Genomic DNA, 17,621 nt, shown 5'->3' with positions numbered 1-17,621 from the left:
TCTAATAAGATGAACAGCCGATTCCGAAATAAATGGAACTCGGCTTTTTTTTGCTTCAGATGAACGGAGCCTGTTGTATAATTTATACAATGACAACTAGAAGGGACTGGCAGAGGACATGAGAAAGTATTGGCTGAGCATTCTCGGCAGTCTGGTGCTGGTGTTGATCGTTCCGCTGCTCTCGGTCCTCCAGACACATCAGATTAAGGGAGACAGGCCGCAGGCGGTGCAGGGTGTGATTGACCTTCGCTCCTGGGACGCCCGCCACGACGGGATTATGAAGCTGGATGGAGAGTGGGAGCTGTACCGGGATGTGCTGCTGTCGCCAGAGGATTTCCATCCGGTGAACGCTGGTAAGGAGGTCCCCGCCTCCTCTACGATGATTCAGGTCCCTGGGAAGTGGAACGACGATATCTCTGAACAGGGCGGGCGCAGAGCCAAAGGCTATGCTACATACCGCCTCCAGGCGAAGATTACCCCAGGGGAAGCAATGGTCTACGGCCTGCGCACCAGCAACATCCGCAGTGCCGGCAAGGTCTATCTGAACGGGCAGGAGATTGGAAGCAGCGGAACCCCGGCAGCCTCGGCCTCTGAGGGCAGACAGAATAACATGCCTTTTATGGGATTCGCCTCGGTAACCGGGGATACCATGGAGATTATTGTGCAGGTAGCTAACTACAGCTACTCCTCAGGCGGGATCGTTCAGCCGATTGTGATCGGTAATCAGGCCGCTATTTTGAAGCACAGGGAATTTGCCCTGTTTGTAGACGGGGCTGCCCTGATCGGATTCTTCGTGCTAGCCCTCTTCCTGCTGATGTTCTCCAAGGTAAGGGAGAGCCGGGGGGTCACATTGTATCTGGGCTTGTTCTGCATAGCGGCCTTTGTCTACATTTTTACGCATGGTGAAAAGCTTATCCTGGCGGCGCTGCCCGGCTTCCCTTACGAGATTATACTCAAGCTGCAGCTTGCGTCCTCTACACTGGTCTATTATTATCTCCTGCACTATGTCGCCAATTCAGTGAACTACCCGATGTCCATTGGGATGATTAAGGCCTCCAGGCTGGTTACGGCATTCCTGCTGCTGATTGCTGCCTTCGTCCCGGCCTATCTGTTCAGCTATCTGGAGGTTCTGCTGCTGACTTGGGGCTCCGTAAGCCTGGGCTTCGTGCTCTACTCCATGGTCCAGGGCACCCGGCGAAATCCGAAGAATATGTTCCTGATGATGGTCAGTATCGAGAGCCTGAGCGTGGTCATTATCTATTATCTGGTCAGCTTCATGGGCATGACCTTCAGCTATTTCATCATCTCCTACGAGATACTCCTGTTCGGGTTCGTGCAGGCGATCCTTATGACCCGGCAATACGCAGCTTCCTTCCGCGAAGTGGAACAGCTCTCACGCCGTCTTTTGTCGCTTGACGGCTTGAAGGATGACTTCATCTCCGATACCTCGCAGGAGCTGCGAAGGCCGCTGCAGGGGATTGTCAACATGGCCAAGGTGCTGGCTCAGGGGACGGCCGGCTCCATCAGCGCTGCCCAGCAGGATCAGCTGCTCACGATTGTCTCCACGGGCAAGCGGCTTACAGCCCTGATCCATGATATGTCGGACTTCGCGAAGCTGAATCACGGCTCGCTCTTCCTGCGCCGGCAGGCCGTCGATCTCCGCATGGCAGCTTCCTCCATTATGGCGGTCACCCGTCAGGTCTACGGCAACAGCCAGCTGGAATTCCGGCTGAGTCTGCCGGAGCAGCTTCCGCTGCTGGAGACGGATGAGCAGCGGTTCGCTCAGATTCTGCATAATTTACTCGCAAGTGCAGTGAATTATACGCCCAGAGGCGTGATAACACTGTCTGCTGAGGTTAAAGAAGAGTATGTTGCCATCATCATAACAGACACTGGCCAGGGTATCGCGCCTGAGCGTCTGCGTACGATCTTCGATGCCAATGATCCAAGCGGTCCTGCCGCCAGTAAGGTCTACCGCGAGAACGGGCTTGGCCTCAGCATTACCCAGAGGCTGGTAGAACTGACGGGCGGGGAGATTGAGGTACATTCCGAACTGGGGCACGGCTCCGTCTTCTGCTTCACCCAGCCGATCCTGCAGAGGAGCAATGCACTGCTGGAGGAGGAATTCGGAGAGCTTCACGGCTGGGAGACGGCGCCTTCGTACCCGCTTCCCGGAGAAGAGCCTGTGCAGCTGCCGTCTGAAGACTGCTGCTCCATTCTGGTAGTGGATAATGATCCCGTTAATCTCCGCGTGCTGGTAGGCGTATTGCAGCTGGATAACCATTCTGTGATTACCGCCAGCAGCGGGGCTGAGGCGATCCAGATCATCCAGCAGCATCCTGAGCTTGATCTGGTGATTGCCGACTGGGTAATGCCGGAAATGCCCGGGCTTCTGTTATGCAAGGCCATCCGTGAACGGTTTACTTTGTCCGAGTTACCGATTCTGGTGCTGATGGCGAGCAGCCGTCCTGATGATATCCTCGCAGCCTTCGAGGCCGGAGCGAATGATTATCTGAGCAAGCCGGTGGAGGTGCGCGAATTCAAGGCACGGATGCAGACCCTGCTGGATATGCGCAAGTCGATCCGTGTATCTGTCCAGTCGGAGATTGCCTTCCTGCAGGCACAGATTAAGCCGCATTTCTTATATAATGCGCTGAACGCCATTATCTCGGTCTGTCCGGAGGACCCGGACAAGGCCACGGAGCTGCTGCTGGACCTCAGCCAATACCTGCGGAGCAGCTTCGACTTCCAGAACCGGGGACAGACGGTTTCTATGGAGAAGGAGCTGGGACTGGTCAAATCCTATCTTGCGCTGGAGCAGGCGAGGTTCGATGAACGGCTGAACATCGAGTTCGATGTGCCGGAGGATGTGATGGCGATGGTTCCGCCGCTGAGCATCCAGCCGATTGTGGAGAATGCCGTTAATCATGGCCTGATGCAGAAAGAGGCCGGAGGGACGGTACGGCTGACAGTTGAGCTGCTGCCCGGCTGCCTCAAGGTAGCAGTCATGGATGACGGTGTAGGAATGACTCCGGAGAAGATTGCTGAGGTCCTCTCGGAAGAGCGGACAGAGGGGGGCATAGGGCTGCGCAATATTCAGCACCGTCTGCTCAAGATGTACGGAGCAGGCCTGAATATCGACAGTGTACCGGGAAGGGGAACCGCTATATCATATACCATCCCCACCTAAAGGTATTTGAGAACTACGAACGAAGAGGAGGTGAGTCCGACTGATGAAGGCCATATTGATTGACGATGAGAAGCCGGCGCTGCAGCATCTGGAGCGTATGCTCCTGAAGGATGGGCGTCTTACAATCACCGGGAAATTCACCTCGGCACGCCTGGGACTTGCGCATCTGGAACGGGAGAAGGCGGATATTGTATTCCTGGATATCGGGATGCCGGAGATGAACGGGCTGGAAGCAGGTGAATACATTGCCGGTATGGACCGGAACACACGGATTGTCTATATTACCGCATACAGCGAGTATGCGATCGAAGCCTTTGAACTCAATGCAGCGGATTATTTGCTGAAGCCGGTGACCTCCCAACGGTTAAACAAAACCCTTGAGCGTCTGGAAGTCGGCAAGGAGAGCGCTGAAGTGAAGATGCCGCCTACACCGGCGTCTGCGGCGCCTGTCAAGGAGCTGTCAATCCTCTGCTTCCACCGGCTTGAATTCACAGACAGCACGGAGCCGGGGCGCAAAATGCAGTGGAGAACAAGCAAGGCGCAGGAGGTCTTCGCCCTGCTGCTGCATAACCGCGGCCAGTGGATACTCAAGGACACCATTGTGGATCTCGTCTGGCCCGATTTCAAGCCCGAGAAGGCCGTAACGAACCTGCATACCACGGTATACCATATCCGCAAGCTGCTGAAGGCTTGGGATATGGAGGTGCTCGTCGAATTCTCGCAGGAGCGTTACAGGCTGACCAAGGAGCAGGTGCTGCTGGATGTGGAGGAGTTCGAGCTGGGCTATGCCGGCACGCCTGTGGAGTCAGAAGAGGAATGGCTGCGCCGGGAAAAGATATTGAAGCTGTACCGTGGAGACTACCTGCAGGAGCATCATTACGACTGGGCAGAGATCCGGCGCAAGGAGCTGCAGGTCCGGTATATCCGCATGGCGCTGCATTCCGCCGAATATGAGCTGTCCTCCGGGCGTCCCCGGCTGGCGCTGGAGCGGCTGCTGGATCTGCAGGCAGCCGATCCTTATTCCGACCAGCTCTGCAGGCTGATCCTGCGAAGTTACGCCGACCTGGGGGATTTCATCGGATTCAGGACACACTACGATAAATACAAGGAGCTCCTGGAGAATGAGCTGGGCATCCGCCCTGACCAGGTCATGGACAGCTGGGTCCAGAAGGTATTGTAAGCCCGTAGCCGGCCACTGCAAAACTGCTTGTTGTCATTATTATTTATATGCTGTGGTATACATATTCAAGGCTGCGGGAATTGAAACGAAAGCGTAATGACAGCGTATCAGAAGCATACGAATATTCAAGAGGAGATGGAGTGGGAATGGATAACGGGTTGAAGGTCATCCTGTTCGAGAAGCTGCCTGAAGGCGACCTGCAAATGATTGAAGAGCGCGTCTGGAGCATGAATATGGTTACGGCACTGGAGCATGTCAATTATATTGTCGTTGGCGGACGTGAGTTCGAGGCGGTAGAGGGAAGACTGAATGTGGATGAAGGGAAGCTGGAGCTTCTGCTGGTTCCCATGCGTACAGAAGGTTAAGGATGAATACCAGGAAAGGAGGCCCCAAGTTGGCAAAAGACGAAGATGCTAAAGAACCCGCAATCAGCAGGCTGTTCACGCCGGACGGCAAACCGGTCCGCGTATTATCCACCTCGCTCGGCATTGCGCTGCTGGCTAACGCTTTATTCATTCCGGGAGGCGCAGGCGCAAGCGGCACAGGCGGCGAGGAGCCTAAGCTGGTCTCCTGGTCTACTGAGGAGGTTAAGCAATATTTCGACAAGAATGTAGACTGGAGTATTCCATATCCGGAAGACCAGGAAGAGAAGGTCCAGGAAGGGCAGGGGGCTGTAACCTCCGGCGGCACGACAGTAATTAACAACTACGGCGGGTATAACTCAGGGTTTGGCTGGGATGATGTGCTTCTGTACCACATGCTTTTCAATAGCGGTTCGTTCTACTCTTCCAGAGGCTGGTACAATGACCGGCCTACTTATTATGGAGGTACACGCAATACCTATAAGCCGCCCTCCTATAATAGCGGACGATTCCAGAACAAGCCGGTGGCCGGCTCGGTGGTGAAGCCGAAGACCTCAACTTCATCCACCGGCTCCATTACCAGAAGGAATACCTCTTCCAAATCGGGCGGCATCGGCGGCACCTCCAGCGGGCTGGGTTCGAATAAATCCAAATCCGGCTCCAGTAAAAGCTCGGGCAAAAGCTCGGTGCGCTCCGGCAAGAGCGGGTTCGGCGGATGATCCGGGCGGAGCAGGCATTCGAATATATAGACCAGTCCGGTCTGGAACGAGCTCCCCGGGTTGAGCGGCTGCATGAGCTGGGCTTCACCTGGGCCGATCTGGAGGACGAGGAATACTGGCTGGATGCGGTGGCTGTGATGCGCAGCGAGACCTATCAGGAATTGAAGGAAGCCGCCGCCGCGCTCTGGGCGATTCTGGATAAGGCCGTGCGTTATGTCCATCTCAGACATGACCTGTACGATCTGCTGGGGATTCCTCCGGTGCTATGGCAGATGCTGGATGACTGTCCATTGCCGGAGCCGGGACTGATCAGCCGGTATGCCCGGTTCGATTTTGCCGTAGCAGGGGATGGCACGATTAAGCTGCTGGAGCTGAATGCGGATACTCCAACCGGCTATGTGGAGGCCTCCATTGCAACGCCGTGGATCTGCGCGGAAGCAGGCGTCGGAAACGTGAATGCGGCCATGAAGCAGCAGCTTGCCGCAGCCTGGGGCGTGGAGCGCCCCGACACGGTAGCCTGTGTGGATTATGGCAGCCATGAGGAGGACAGCGGAACGATTGAGGCGCTGGCCGCGCATAGCGGACTGGATGTCCGCTGTGTCGATTGTCTGGATCTGTCGATTGATGAGGGTGTGGTCAAGGACGGAGAGAACCGGATCATAGAGCGGATGTTCGCGCTGTACCCGAAGGAGTGGATGGCCGTAGATGAAGGCGGCGAGGCTCTGGCCTATGCCATTGAGAGCGGGAAGCTCCAGCTGTTCAACGGACCGCATAGCATCATCCTCCAGTCCAAGGGGCTGATGGCCGCTGTCTGGGGAATGTATGAGCTTGGCCTGCTGTTCACGGAGCCGGAACGCGAGGCCATCTCCCGGTACATCCTGCCGACGTACAATAAGGCGGTGTTCTCAGAGAGCTTTGTATCCAAATCCGTATTCGGCCGCGAAGGCGGATCTGTTCGGATCTTTGATGACAGCGGCGCGCTTGAGATCGAGGACGAGGAGGGCTACGACAGCAGCCAGCTCTTCCCCGTGGTCTATCAGAAAAGGGCAGAAATGGCCCGGATCATGACGGCGGAGGGTGAGCTGCACCTGCTGACCGGCATGTTCGTCATTAACGGAACGCCCTGCGGGCTGCTTGGCCGGGCCGGCGGGCCGATTACAGGCAATGCCAGTCATTTTATCGCGCTAGGAGTGAGGGGGCTTGAAGATGTTCAAGGATAGAGAGGGGCATGCTGCCGGGCGCAGAGCCCGGGGCACCCTGCTGACTACAGTGCTGCTACTGGCGGTTATGGTGCTGAGTGCATGCTCAGCGAACAGCGGCAGTGTATTTCATACCGGCACTGATACGTCGGATAGTGTATCGCGTGTACCCTGGGATTACCGGGTGGTGGAGGGCAAGGTTGGCGATCTGGTCGGCAGCGATATGACTATATTGCCGGATAATGAGCTGCTCCCGAACGACGGGAATTATGCTACAGGCGACACCGTCTGGACGCTCCAGTTCATGGATGCCGAGCTGATAACGGACGCTGACCAGAAAAATGAGATCAAGCTGTCCGCCTGGACGACACTTAAGTCTTACGCCGACCAGAAGGCGGCCACAGAGGATCTGGCTAATCTCAAGGTATCCATCACAACGGATGTGGACCTGGTTGGGGTGTACAAGACGGAATACCAGAGCAAGACCAGAAATTTCGCAGTGCTGGAGCTGCCTTCCGGCAACCGGATCAAGCAGCCGATTGACGACAAGCGCTATACCGCGCTGGAGAAGCAGAAGAAAGTCTCAGTGGTGCTGGAGGAAGTACATGATTTCGCCGACTATGATTCGGCCTATGCGAAATTTCGGGGGTGGGCTAAATGACGATCGTAATTAATCTGGTGGTTAGTATTCTGACCATTGTTCTGCTTCAGGTGCTGGGTATGGTGATCTTCGCGCTCATGACTCCATTCAAGGATATGGAGGAGCTCAAAAAGGGAAATGTTGCGGTAGGCCTGGCGTTCGGCGGCAAGTTCCTGGCTACGGCGGTCATTCTAGGCGTGGCCGCTTACACCAATACCTCCATCTGGTTCATGATGCTCTGGTTCGCTGTGGGGTATGTCTGCCTGATCGCTTCTTACTGGATCTTCGAGCTGTTCACGCCCGGCTTCCGGATTTCAGAGCAGCTGGAGAAGGGAAATGTTGCGGTCGGCGTCATGCTCTGCATGGTGTTCATCGGGACGGCCTTTGCGGTCAGCAGTCTGATTATTTAGGTAGACTCGATTGGCAGGCGGGCGGCTGTGCCCCGCAAGGGACTCGGCGCAGGCTGCTGCCCGCCGGCTCAATTCACCCGGGAGGCAGGGATGAGCATTGCATTTTCTAATCCAATTATCCGGCAAGCTGCTTCATCTCAAGAAGAAGTCCATTGCCTTTATTATTCTGGCCTTCATTCTTCTCAGCGCAACCATCGCCTTCCTGCTGGAGCCGGACACGTTTCATAGCTGGTTCAACGCCTTTTATTGGGTGATGACCACCATGGCTACCGTCGGGTATGGCGATTACTTTGCCGCTACCGTCACAGGCAAGGTGTTTACGATTTTCTTATATATCTTTGGCATCGGTCTGCTCAGTCTGGTGATCGGCAAGATTATCGATGCCATGGGCGAGATGCAGCGCAGGAGAGGAGCCGGAACGTTGACCTTTCACGGACAACATCATGTGTTGCTGATTAACTGGAACCGCAAGACACAGGCGGCAGTAGATGAGATTCTGTGTTACGACAAGGAATGCAAAGTGGTCATTATCGATGAGAACGGACGGCATCCGCTGGAAGCCATGGAGCAGGTCCACTTCATCAGCGGCGATGCGGCAAGCGATGACATTCTGCTGAAGGCGAATATCGGGAGCGCCAGAGCAGCGATTGTGTTCAGCGACACCCGTATTGACGAAGCTTCCTTAAGCGACGGCAAGTCGCTGCTGATTGCTTCCAGCATTGAGCGGATTGCCCCGCAGGTACATACTACCGTAGAGATTATGCAGGAGAAGAACATTCAGAACTTCAAGCATGTGCAGGTGAACGAGTTCGTGCTCTCCCATGATGCGATCTCCAGACTGGCGGTGCGCTCTGCGCTGCAGGAGGGCAATTCTGAGGTGATCACCCAGCTGCTCAGCCGCGAGCACGGGGATGATATCTATGAGATTCCCCGCCGCAGCGGCTGGACAACCTATGGGGAGGCCTTTCAGGATCTGCTGCGCCAGGGGGCGACTCTGCTGTCCGACCGGGGCGACCTGGGCATTAACCGCAAGCTTGACCGGCCGATTCCGGCAGACGCCAGACTCTACATCGTCGCCGATGAGGCCACGTACCGGAGAATTAAAGAGAGCTAGAGATAATACCTAAGCATTCATAAGAGCTGTTCCGGTCATTAAGACATGGAGCGGCTCTTTTTTTTTGGCGGAAAAGGAGAAATATGTGAAGGCGACACATAATGTTCGAACAAACAGTAAATAATGTGACAATAATTACCGTTATATTAGTATGGATCAATTGGTAGTTGTCATTTAAGGATGTGATCGATTGGAAAGCAGATATAGCAAGGCTGCTGTTCTGGGGATGTCGCTGCTCCTGCTAACCTCCTGCGGCGGCAATCAGGCCGGACCGGCGCCATCCTCTCCCGTCTATACTCCGGCGGTCTCTCCCGCAGGGACTACACGGCCGGATGAAGCGCCGCAGCTTGAGCCTACACTGGAACAGCAGGAATTATACCATTTCATAAATACGCAGCTTACAGGACCCGACGGGGTATATACGAATCTGAAGGAGACCTCTGAAGCGGCAGAGGTGGCTACCGGTCATGAGATTCTGAGCGAGTCCGCTTCTCTCCTGATGGAGACTGCGGTCCGGACCCGCAATCAGGAGCTGTTCGACCGGCAGTGGAAGACGGCCCGCAGAATCTTCGATATGGAGGGCGGCTTCAGCTACCGCTACAGTCCCAGGCAGCAGAAGCGTTACCCCGTGAATGCAGCGGTGGATGACCTGCGGATGATCGGAGCGCTATATGAGGCGGGGCAGGCATTTAACCAGCCGGAATATACCAGAGAAGCCGATAAATATGGAGAACGTTTCTATAAAAACAACACTAAAAAAGGTTACATTTATGACATCTATGACAATTATTTGAAAATGGTCAACGGATTCGTAACTTTGTGTTATATTGATCTGAGTGTATTGCAGAAATTGTCGATATCTAGCGAATTGAAAGAGAATTTGTTGAAGAATATGAGCGGTATTTTGGAGGAAGGATATTTGTCCGATTCTTTTCCATTCTATGAGACCCGCTTCGTTTACAAGAGCGGACAGTACAGCTCTGAAGGCATTAACTCGGTAGAATCTCTGCTGACAATTCTTCATCTGGCAGAGATCGGCCGCGAGCGGCCGGCAAGCATCAGCTACATCAAAGCTCAGGTCGCAGCGGGAACCTTGTTCGGACAATATACACGTGAGGGCAAGCCGGCTAATGATATTCGTTCAACAGCGGTCTACGCGCTCACAGCCATGATTGGAGTTGTGTTGGAGGATGGTGAGCTATATCAGTCCAGTATGGACCGGATGAATGAATTCAGGGTGACAGATCCTCTGAGTCCGCTATACGGCGGCTTCGGTGATCCTGCCTCCGGGCAGGCCTACTCTTTTGACAACCTGATGGCACTGCTGGCGTACTCCTATAAGGCTCCATAATATAACCAAAAAGGGGAATCGGAATGATAAACAACCTAGAGCTTACATCGACCCGGCCCGGTATCACGTTGGCTGGCTTTCGGATTACTCCGGCCTTTGCCGCCGCGTTCTGCGTGCTGCTGGTGACGGCTATTTCGCTGTTTACCTCCCCTTATATCGGCATGGCGGATAATGGAGACTTTTACCGGATTATCTATAGCAACGGCCTTTATTTCAATGCTCCGGACTATGACAGCCAGTACTTCGGCTATTTCGTGAAGCAGTTCGGAATCTTTCAATATTTCAACGAGAACAGCACGATGGTGGTCTCCTCCCAGTCCCTGTTTATCAAGCTGGCGATATTCGTCAACAAGCTGTTTTTCAGCCGCGAGGTCTTCGATATCCGCTTCCAGGCTGCAATCTACACCTTGCTGTATGTTGCCGCAGTCTACTTGCTGGTTGAAGCGATCACGCTGAAAATGTCACCTAAGCGGGGGATGGCAGTCGCGGCGCTTGCGGTGTTCATTTTCGGGGATACAGGCTACACCAACTACTTCAGCTCCTTCTTCGGCGAGAGCCTGGTGATGGTGACTATGATTCTGGTGTTCGCCTCCTGGCTGCTGCTGTACCGGAAGAGATACAACGATTATGCCATGCTGGCGATCCTGCTGATCAGTACCCTGGTCCTGACCACCTCCAAGCAGCAGAATGCTCCGGTGGGGATGGTGATTTCCCTGCTCTCGATTCCGCTGGTGCTGATCCGCCGGGACAAGCTGTTCCGCTGGGTGACACTGCTGTCGGCCGGTCTAATGATGTTCGCCGGAATTGCAACGTATCTTAATATCTCCAAAGAGTTCGTGAATATTAACCAGTATCATGCGATGACGCGCGGGGTGCTGATGGAATCCAAGAATCCGGAGACCGCGCTCGGTTCCTTCGGGATCAATGAACAGTACGCGATTCTCAAAGAGAATACGTACTATGACCAATACGGGACGGTGGATGTGAAATCTGAGCTGCTGGATAAAAATTTCTACAGCCGTTACGGCTTCGTCTCCATTCTGAAATATTATGCTTCTCACCCGAATGAGCTGGGCTCAATCCTGGATACGGCTGCTGAGAGTGCCTATAAAATTAAGCCGGCGGCTATGGGGAACTATGAGCTGTCCGCAGGCAAGGAGTTCCGGGCGCAGAGTCATTTCTTCAGCTTGTACAGCACACTTAAGGAGAAGCTGGCGCCCCGTCCCTTCGCCTTCATTCTTCTCTGGATGGCCGTAACGATAGGGGTCTATATGCCATCGTTCGTCCGGTCCATCCGTACCCGGGATTTCCGGGGGATGCAGCGTCTGCTGGTGATTCTGGCAACGATGCTGGTCGGACTGTCGGGTATCGTAGTCTCCATTATCGGGGCGGGTGACGCGGATATTGCCAAGCATGAATTCCTGTTCACCCTGGCCTTCGACCTGATCATCTTCCAGACGGCTGCGAGCGTAATCGGCCGCGGAATCTCATCACGCAGATCGGTGCCGTCTGCGCCGTCTGCACGGCCGCTCAAGGAATATCCGGCACTGAATAAAGGGGTGGGCATGTGAGACGCAGAGGAATCGTCATTCTGCTGTTCATTGTATTGGCGGGCGATCTGCTGCCGTCTGCCGGTCCGGCATCCGCTGCCGCTTCTCCGGCTCCGGCGCAGCGGATTCTGCTGCTGTTCGACAGTCTGGCGAAGAATTCAGGCCAGCAGGGGAATGTGGCCGAGCTGCAACGGCTGCTTGCCGCCTACAGCGCACAGGTCACGCTGAAGCCTATTTCCTCTTATGAGCCGGGCGGCATGAAGGGCTATTCCGGCGTGATCACTGTGATTAACAATGATGAGCTTGAGATTACGAACCAAGCCTACCTTCAGGAGGCAGCCGGGTATAAGGGGGCTATGCTGCATGTTGGATATAGACCGCCTGCCCGGATTGAGCAGATGCTGCGGCTGAAGACCGGAGTATGGCATAGAGCGAGCGCAAGCCTCTCCATCGGCGGATTCACCGGCATTCCGCTGGAGGTCGAAGGGATGCCTTATATAACAGCTTCCGATGCTGGGCGTTCTTATGGAACGTGGTCCTCATCGGATGCGGGAGCACAGGTGCCGTTTGCGGTAAGCAGCGGCCGCTCCGCTTACCTGCCTTATCTGAAGCAGGGCGATTTCACAGCCATAGCTGCGGCCTATGTGCTGAAGGATTGGCTGCACTATACCGCACAGCCGCAGATGTATCTGGTCATCAAAGAGATCTATCCCTTCTCGGATCTGAATCTGCTGGAGCAGATGGCAGACCGCCTGTATAGAAGCGGTATTCCCTTCATCGCCAGTGTCTGTCCGGTATTCGCGAATACGGATTTCCCCGCTATGAAGCGGTATCTGGAGGCGCTCAGAGCCGTGCAGTCCCGCAACGGCAGCATCGTGGTCAATGCCCCCGCAGTCAGACCGCCGATTAATTCGAATGACCGGTCCCTGCGCGGGAAGACGAATCAGTTCATTAATGTGCTGGCGGAAGGGGGCGTGGCACCGCTCGGCGTTGCTGCCGAGAGCTACTGGACGTATGACAAGGAGTATTCGGCCGCAGGCATGGGGTTCTTCAATTCGGCGTTGCTCTTCCCGGACGGAGAGACCCATTATATGGAGCAGACAGACACCTCAGCGGCCTTCTCTTCTTCTCTATACAGTCTGCCCCCGGCGCTGCTGCAGGGAATTGGCAGAACTGGAAAGGCGATGCCGGAGCTTCCGCTGAATACGGCGGTGACGCTGGACCTGCCGGAGGATGAGCGCGGGCTGGAGGAACTTCTGCAGAATCTGAATGCGGAATGGTATACCTTCGCAGACTATAAGCAGGAGGCGCATACGGTCCGCACGGATAAGCACACTCTTGAATCTGCTGACGGGGTGATCCGCTTGGATGGCAACACACTGGATGTCGATTATACCCCGCAGAAGGTCGCCGTTGATTTCCAGTACAAGGAGAAGCAGGCGACAAGCTTCAACAGACTGTTCAGCGTGCAGAATCAATTCTTCATCATCGTGATCCTGGCTGCATTGCTCTTGTTCGGCGGCCTACTCACTATCGGCTACAGAATGTACCGCAGGAAATATTTGAACAAGTAATCCGGGAAAAATATAGCGAGTTTAGGAGAATACTATGACGATCTCAGACGTATTGATGGTGATCGCGGTCATCTGTATCTGGTCCCTGCTGCTGGTGAATGTGATGCTGATTATAGCGGGGTATCTGTACTACATTCAAACGGAAAACGAACCGGTGCCTGAGATTAACGGGGAGCATCCCATGGTGACGATTATGGTTCCTGCTCACAATGAGGGGGTCGTCATCAGCAAAACCGTGGAATCCCTGCTGGCACTGGATTACCCACATGACCGGTATGAGATTATCGTCATCAATGATAATTCGTCAGACAACAGCGCTGAGCTGCTGGATGCTATCCAGCAGCGGAATCCGCAGCGCAAGCTGATCATTATCAATACGGACGCCGTCACAGGCGGCAAAGGGAAATCCAATGCGCTCAATATCGGCTTCACCCGCAGTAGCGGGGAGCTGATTGCGATCTATGATGCCGACAATACGCCGGAGCGCACGGCGCTGAAATACCTGGTGGCAGAGATTATGAATGATGCCTCCCTGGGGGCGGTTATCGGCAAGTTCAGAACCCGCAACCGGGATGCCAGCCTGCTGACCCGGTTCATTAATATCGAGACTCTGTCCTTCCAGTGGATGGCGCAAGCAGGGCGCTGGAAGCTGTTCAAGCTCTGTACGATCCCGGGAACGAACTTCATTATGCGCCGGACCATTGTCGAGAGTATCGGCGGCTGGGATGTGAAGGCAATTGCCGAGGATACGGAGATCAGCTTCCGCATTTATATGATGGGCTACCGGATCAAGTTCCAGCCGAAGTCGGTCACCTGGGAGCAGGAGCCGCAGACGGTGAAGGTATGGTTCAAGCAGCGGACACGCTGGGCGAAGGGCAATATCTATGTCATTGTGAAGAACCTTCCGCTCCTCATCGACCGGAAGGCGGCGAAGATCCGCTTCGATATTCTGTATTATGTCTCGATCTACTTCCTCCTGCTGATCTCGCTGGTCACCTCGGATATTCTGCTCGTGCTGCATGCCATGGGGTATGTACATACCACCATCGCCGGGCTCAGCAGCTTCCTGTGGCTGCTCGCTATTGTGCTGTTCGTGGTGGGGATCTTCGTTACCCTGACCACGGAGAAGGGTGAGATGAGCCTGTCGAACCTGTGGATTATTCTGCTGATGTACGTCTCGTATTGCCAGCTCTGGATGGTAGTGGCCGCTTACGGGCTGTACAACTATTTCAAAGACGTTATCTTCAAACGGGAAGCCAAGTGGTACAAAACCGAGCGGTACTAGTGCGCCGGAGGTCCAGAAATAAGATGTCAGGAGATACGGAACATGATGAAAAAACAGATCCTAACAGTGCTGCTCTGCCTCTCCCTCTTCCTGGTTCAAATCCCTGCGGCACAGGCGGCGGTGCTTCCCGGTGAAGCGGGAGCAACGTATGAGACGCTGTTCACCAGCGATGTCTCGCTGAGGGGCTCCAGCTCCCAGCAGCAGTTCTTCACAGTCATGGATTACTGGAATGTGGATCAAGTGATGATCAATCTGCAATTCCAGACCTCACAAATCAGTGAGGATAAGCTGTCAAGCGTAACACTGTCGCTGAACGGCATTCCGTTCTATTCCTTCCGGCCTTCCCTGGACAATAACGGGCAGCAGAGCCTGAGTGTAGAGGCGCCCAAAGGCTTCCTGACGAAGGGCAGCAATACGCTGCGGATACAGGGGAGCTTGAGAACCACAACGGGCGGTTATGAGCTGTGCAATATCGATGATATGCAGGACAGCTGGCTGCATCTGTTCAACACCTCGAACATTGCTGTGAATTATACACCGAAGCCCATTACTGGAGGCATTCAGGATTTCAGTGCCAGATTCTCAGGAATGGATACGGTAAAAAATGAACAAAGCCTGCTCGCCGTGCCGCAGAATGCCAGCGGGGCTGAGCTGGAAAGTGCTACCTACGCCCTCTCGGGATTCGCCAAAGGCAACACGCTGAACGACAGAACCATTCCGCTGCTGCCTTATCGCGAAGATACCGTCAAGGACAAGAGTGCAGTAGTGCTGGTAGCTACGTATGATCATCTACCGGAACGAATAAAGAAGCTGGTGAGTACGGCGGACGACCTCGGCACCCATGCGGTCATTCAGCTGGTGAACAAGGATTCCCTGCCTACACTGGTGGTGACCTCGAGGGACGAGAGCCTGCTGATCAAGGCCGGACGGCTGATGGCAAGCCGGGAGCTGATGAGCCAGCTCCGCAAGGATCTGAAGGTGGTTACGAATGCTACCGATGTAGTGAACCCTGCGCCGGCCATCAGCTCGAACATTACGTTCACGGAGACGGGGGACAAGCTCACCGGGCCCAACCATCAGGAGCAGACGTATTTCGTCTCTCTCCCGTCCAACCGCTCCATTGCGGATGACGGCAGAATCAGCCTGGATTTCCGGTATGCGGCGAATCTGGACTTCAACCGTTCCCTGGTGACGGTGAGCATCAATAATACGCCCATCGGCAGCAAGAAGCTGACGAAGGAGCTGGCCAACGGTGATGTGCTGAATCTGAATGTGCCGCAGAGTCTGAATATCTCCGGCAACTTCACCGTGACGGTGGCTTTCGATCTGGAGCTTGCGAGCATGCTCTGTACTCCGAACAAAGAGGAGATGCCGTGGGCTTATATCAGCAAGGAATCACTGATGCGCCTGAACACGAAGGACCGCACCGACCTCCTGCTGAGCAATTACCCGTATCCGTTCCTGCGGGACGGCATCTTCAACCGTGTGGCGGTGGTGCTGCCGAAGGAGAGGGATGATTACACCTACCGGAGCCTCGGGAATGTCTTCAATATGCTCGGGCAGTTTGCCGGAGGAAATACCGGTGATGTCCACTTTTACAGCGATAACGCAGGAGCGGATAACCTGAAGGACAACAATATTATTGCGATCGGGAGCTATAAGAATAATAAGGTGATCCGTGACAACAACGGCAAGCTCTTTTTCAAGTATAACAAGGACGGGTCAACCCTCCTCTCCAATGAGAAAATCGCCCTCGACGAGCAGTACGGAGCCGCCATCGGCACGCTCCAGCTTCTGGAATCCCCTTACGAGAGCGGACGCGGCCTGCTTGCGGTCACTGCGGTCAGCTCTGAGAGCTACTTCGTAGTCTCCAAGCTGATCGGGAGCGAGAAGGACAGGTGGAGGGTGTACGGTGACGGCGTTGTGGCGGATAAGGACGGCACGGTGAATGCCTACCGCTTCAAGACGGTCTCCGGCGCTAAGCCGGACTCTCTGGTCTCGCGGGTGATGGAGCGCAGCGATGTACTGGGCTTCGTGACCGCAGCGGTGATGATCGTGACGCTGGTGGTCGTGGCGCTGATTCTGATGCTGCGCAAACATAAGAAGAAACGTGGTGATCAAGCGTGAGACGTAACCGCAGCAGTCTAACCTCGGATCTGGGCTTCCTGGCCTTTCTGGTTCTGATCTTCGCCTGCATCGTATATATCGCGGGCTCACCGGATAACTACGTCCAGAACATTATTATTCTGAATGTATCGTTCATCCTGGCGCTGGTCACGTATTTCACCACGGTCACGGCGGGACTGACGCTGAATCTGGCGTTTGTCTTCGGCTACGGCTTCTTCGTGGTCTATCAGACGGTATCGCAGGGCGCATCGATCGGTGTAGAGACGTATTTCTGGCTGATTATGACCCCGCTGCTTACGGTGGTGCTGTGGGTCTTCACCTCAAGCACCCGTGAGCTGCAGGCGGAGAATGAACGGCTGCTGAAGCGCACGAATAATCTGGCTGCGGTGGATGAGAATACGGATCTGCGCAACAGTATTTCTTTTCAGAAGGATGCCAGCCTGTTCACCGGAATCTCGGTCCGTTATAAAATCCCGCTGACGCTGCTTGTGGTGAAGGTGAAGTACTGGAATGAAATCCGCCGCCTGATCCCGGAAGAGCAGCTGTCCGAAGCCATCTATGATGTCTCCCAGCTCAGCCAGTCGAGCATTCGTACCAATGATGCGCTGTATCTGCTGAACAAGGAGGATGCTACCTGGGGCCTTCTGCTCTTCACGGACCGGGAAGGGGCCAAGATTGTCATTGAGCGGATCAAACAGCGGCTGCAGGAGCTGAATGACTCAGAGTTCTCCGGCAAGTACAAGGTCACCCTGGGGCTGAAGATCGGTGCAGTGGAATATGCGGCGGACACCATCGAGAATCCGCTGGATTTCATTGTCCAGGCCAAAAAGGAACTGGAATACGATGTATAATGAGTGGGAGCAGGTAGTACTGCAACCAATCTGACAGGAGGACTGGACTATGGATTTGGGTCTTGAGGG

General features: G+C 54.7%; 14 protein-coding genes. All 14 read left to right on the top strand.

The genetic code is table 11. The features are described from left to right. The first annotated feature begins 118 nt into the window (after positions 1-118). The 14 genes from MKY12_RS30335 (at position 119) to MKY12_RS30270 (ending at position 17,552) form a co-directional block, all read left to right on the top strand. Positions 119-3,190, top strand: a complete 3,072-nt coding sequence (locus MKY12_RS30335) for an ATP-binding protein (RefSeq protein WP_339311999.1) — start codon at positions 119-121, stop codon at positions 3,188-3,190. A 43-nt stretch (positions 3,191-3,233) separates the two neighbouring features. Next, positions 3,234-4,370 (top strand): response regulator, encoded by a 1,137-nt coding sequence (locus MKY12_RS30330; protein WP_339252173.1) that lies wholly within the window; start codon positions 3,234-3,236, stop codon positions 4,368-4,370. 146 nt (positions 4,371-4,516) lie between these two features. Beyond that, positions 4,517-4,735 (top strand): hypothetical protein, encoded by a 219-nt coding sequence (locus tag MKY12_RS30325; protein WP_036691939.1) that lies wholly within the window; start codon positions 4,517-4,519, stop codon positions 4,733-4,735. A gap of 29 nt (positions 4,736-4,764) precedes the next feature. Then, positions 4,765-5,451, top strand: coding sequence for a hypothetical protein (locus MKY12_RS30320; RefSeq protein WP_339252170.1), 687 nt, complete (start codon positions 4,765-4,767; stop codon positions 5,449-5,451). Beyond that, positions 5,448-6,671 (top strand): glutathionylspermidine synthase family protein, encoded by a 1,224-nt coding sequence (locus MKY12_RS30315; RefSeq protein WP_339311997.1) that lies wholly within the window; start codon positions 5,448-5,450, stop codon positions 6,669-6,671. Before MKY12_RS30320 ends, MKY12_RS30315 begins: the two co-directional genes overlap by 4 nt. Continuing rightward, the gene (locus MKY12_RS30310) at positions 6,658-7,311 is read left to right on the top strand and encodes a hypothetical protein (RefSeq protein ID WP_209868705.1); all 654 of its coding nucleotides are present in this window, start codon (positions 6,658-6,660) and stop codon (positions 7,309-7,311) included. The genes MKY12_RS30315 and MKY12_RS30310 overlap by 14 nt, the downstream gene beginning before the upstream one ends. Beyond that, positions 7,308-7,700 carry a DUF350 domain-containing protein gene (locus tag MKY12_RS30305; RefSeq protein WP_339311995.1) on the top strand — a complete coding sequence of 131 codons (393 nt, stop codon included), beginning with the start codon at positions 7,308-7,310 and terminating at the stop codon, positions 7,698-7,700. The genes MKY12_RS30310 and MKY12_RS30305 overlap by 4 nt, the downstream gene beginning before the upstream one ends. Positions 7,701-7,797: 97 nt before the next feature. Beyond that, on the top strand, positions 7,798-8,814 hold the full coding sequence (locus tag MKY12_RS30300; protein ID WP_339311993.1) for an ion channel: 1,017 nt from the start codon (positions 7,798-7,800) through the stop codon (positions 8,812-8,814). A 190-nt stretch (positions 8,815-9,004) separates the two neighbouring features. After that, the gene (locus MKY12_RS30295; protein WP_339311991.1) at positions 9,005-10,165 is read left to right on the top strand and encodes a hypothetical protein; all 1,161 of its coding nucleotides are present in this window, start codon (positions 9,005-9,007) and stop codon (positions 10,163-10,165) included. Between the two features lie 23 nt (positions 10,166-10,188). Continuing rightward, the gene (locus MKY12_RS30290; RefSeq protein WP_339311990.1) at positions 10,189-11,736 is read left to right on the top strand and encodes a hypothetical protein; all 1,548 of its coding nucleotides are present in this window, start codon (positions 10,189-10,191) and stop codon (positions 11,734-11,736) included. Beyond that, complete coding sequence (locus MKY12_RS30285) at positions 11,733-13,289, top strand: hypothetical protein (RefSeq protein WP_339311988.1); 1,557 nt, start codon at positions 11,733-11,735, stop codon at positions 13,287-13,289. Before MKY12_RS30290 ends, MKY12_RS30285 begins: the two co-directional genes overlap by 4 nt. A gap of 34 nt (positions 13,290-13,323) precedes the next feature. Then, a complete protein-coding gene (locus MKY12_RS30280) occupies positions 13,324-14,574 on the top strand; it encodes a glycosyltransferase (RefSeq protein ID WP_339311986.1) in 1,251 nt (416 codons plus the stop codon). Between the two features lie 42 nt (positions 14,575-14,616). Further along, on the top strand, positions 14,617-16,701 hold the full coding sequence (locus tag MKY12_RS30275; protein WP_051477810.1) for a cellulose biosynthesis cyclic di-GMP-binding regulatory protein BcsB: 2,085 nt from the start codon (positions 14,617-14,619) through the stop codon (positions 16,699-16,701). After that, positions 16,698-17,552, top strand: coding sequence for a diguanylate cyclase (locus MKY12_RS30270; RefSeq protein ID WP_339311983.1), 855 nt, complete (start codon positions 16,698-16,700; stop codon positions 17,550-17,552). The genes MKY12_RS30275 and MKY12_RS30270 overlap by 4 nt, the downstream gene beginning before the upstream one ends. Positions 17,553-17,621 lie beyond the last annotated feature (69 nt).

Source organism: Paenibacillus sp. FSL M7-0896 (genome assembly GCF_037975415.1).
In the GTDB taxonomy this organism is placed as follows: Bacteria; Bacillota; Bacilli; order Paenibacillales; family Paenibacillaceae; genus Paenibacillus_AQ; species Paenibacillus_AQ silagei.
The sequence above is the reverse complement of the archived record's forward strand: the minus strand, read 5'-3'. Positions and strand labels throughout refer to the sequence as shown.

Coding starts and splice junctions, on each gene's coding strand:
- MKY12_RS30335 (WP_339311999.1), top strand. CDS start 119: ATGAGAAAGTATTGGCTGAGCATTCTCGGCAGTCTGGTGCTGGTGTTG.
- MKY12_RS30330 (WP_339252173.1), top strand. CDS start 3,234: ATGAAGGCCATATTGATTGACGATGAGAAGCCGGCGCTGCAGCATCTG.
- MKY12_RS30325 (WP_036691939.1), top strand. CDS start 4,517: ATGGATAACGGGTTGAAGGTCATCCTGTTCGAGAAGCTGCCTGAAGGC.
- MKY12_RS30315 (WP_339311997.1), top strand. CDS start 5,448: ATGATCCGGGCGGAGCAGGCATTCGAATATATAGACCAGTCCGGTCTG.
- MKY12_RS30310 (WP_209868705.1), top strand. CDS start 6,658: ATGTTCAAGGATAGAGAGGGGCATGCTGCCGGGCGCAGAGCCCGGGGC.
- MKY12_RS30305 (WP_339311995.1), top strand. CDS start 7,308: ATGACGATCGTAATTAATCTGGTGGTTAGTATTCTGACCATTGTTCTG.
- MKY12_RS30290 (WP_339311990.1), top strand. CDS start 10,189: ATGATAAACAACCTAGAGCTTACATCGACCCGGCCCGGTATCACGTTG.
- MKY12_RS30280 (WP_339311986.1), top strand. CDS start 13,324: ATGACGATCTCAGACGTATTGATGGTGATCGCGGTCATCTGTATCTGG.
- MKY12_RS30275 (WP_051477810.1), top strand. CDS start 14,617: ATGATGAAAAAACAGATCCTAACAGTGCTGCTCTGCCTCTCCCTCTTC.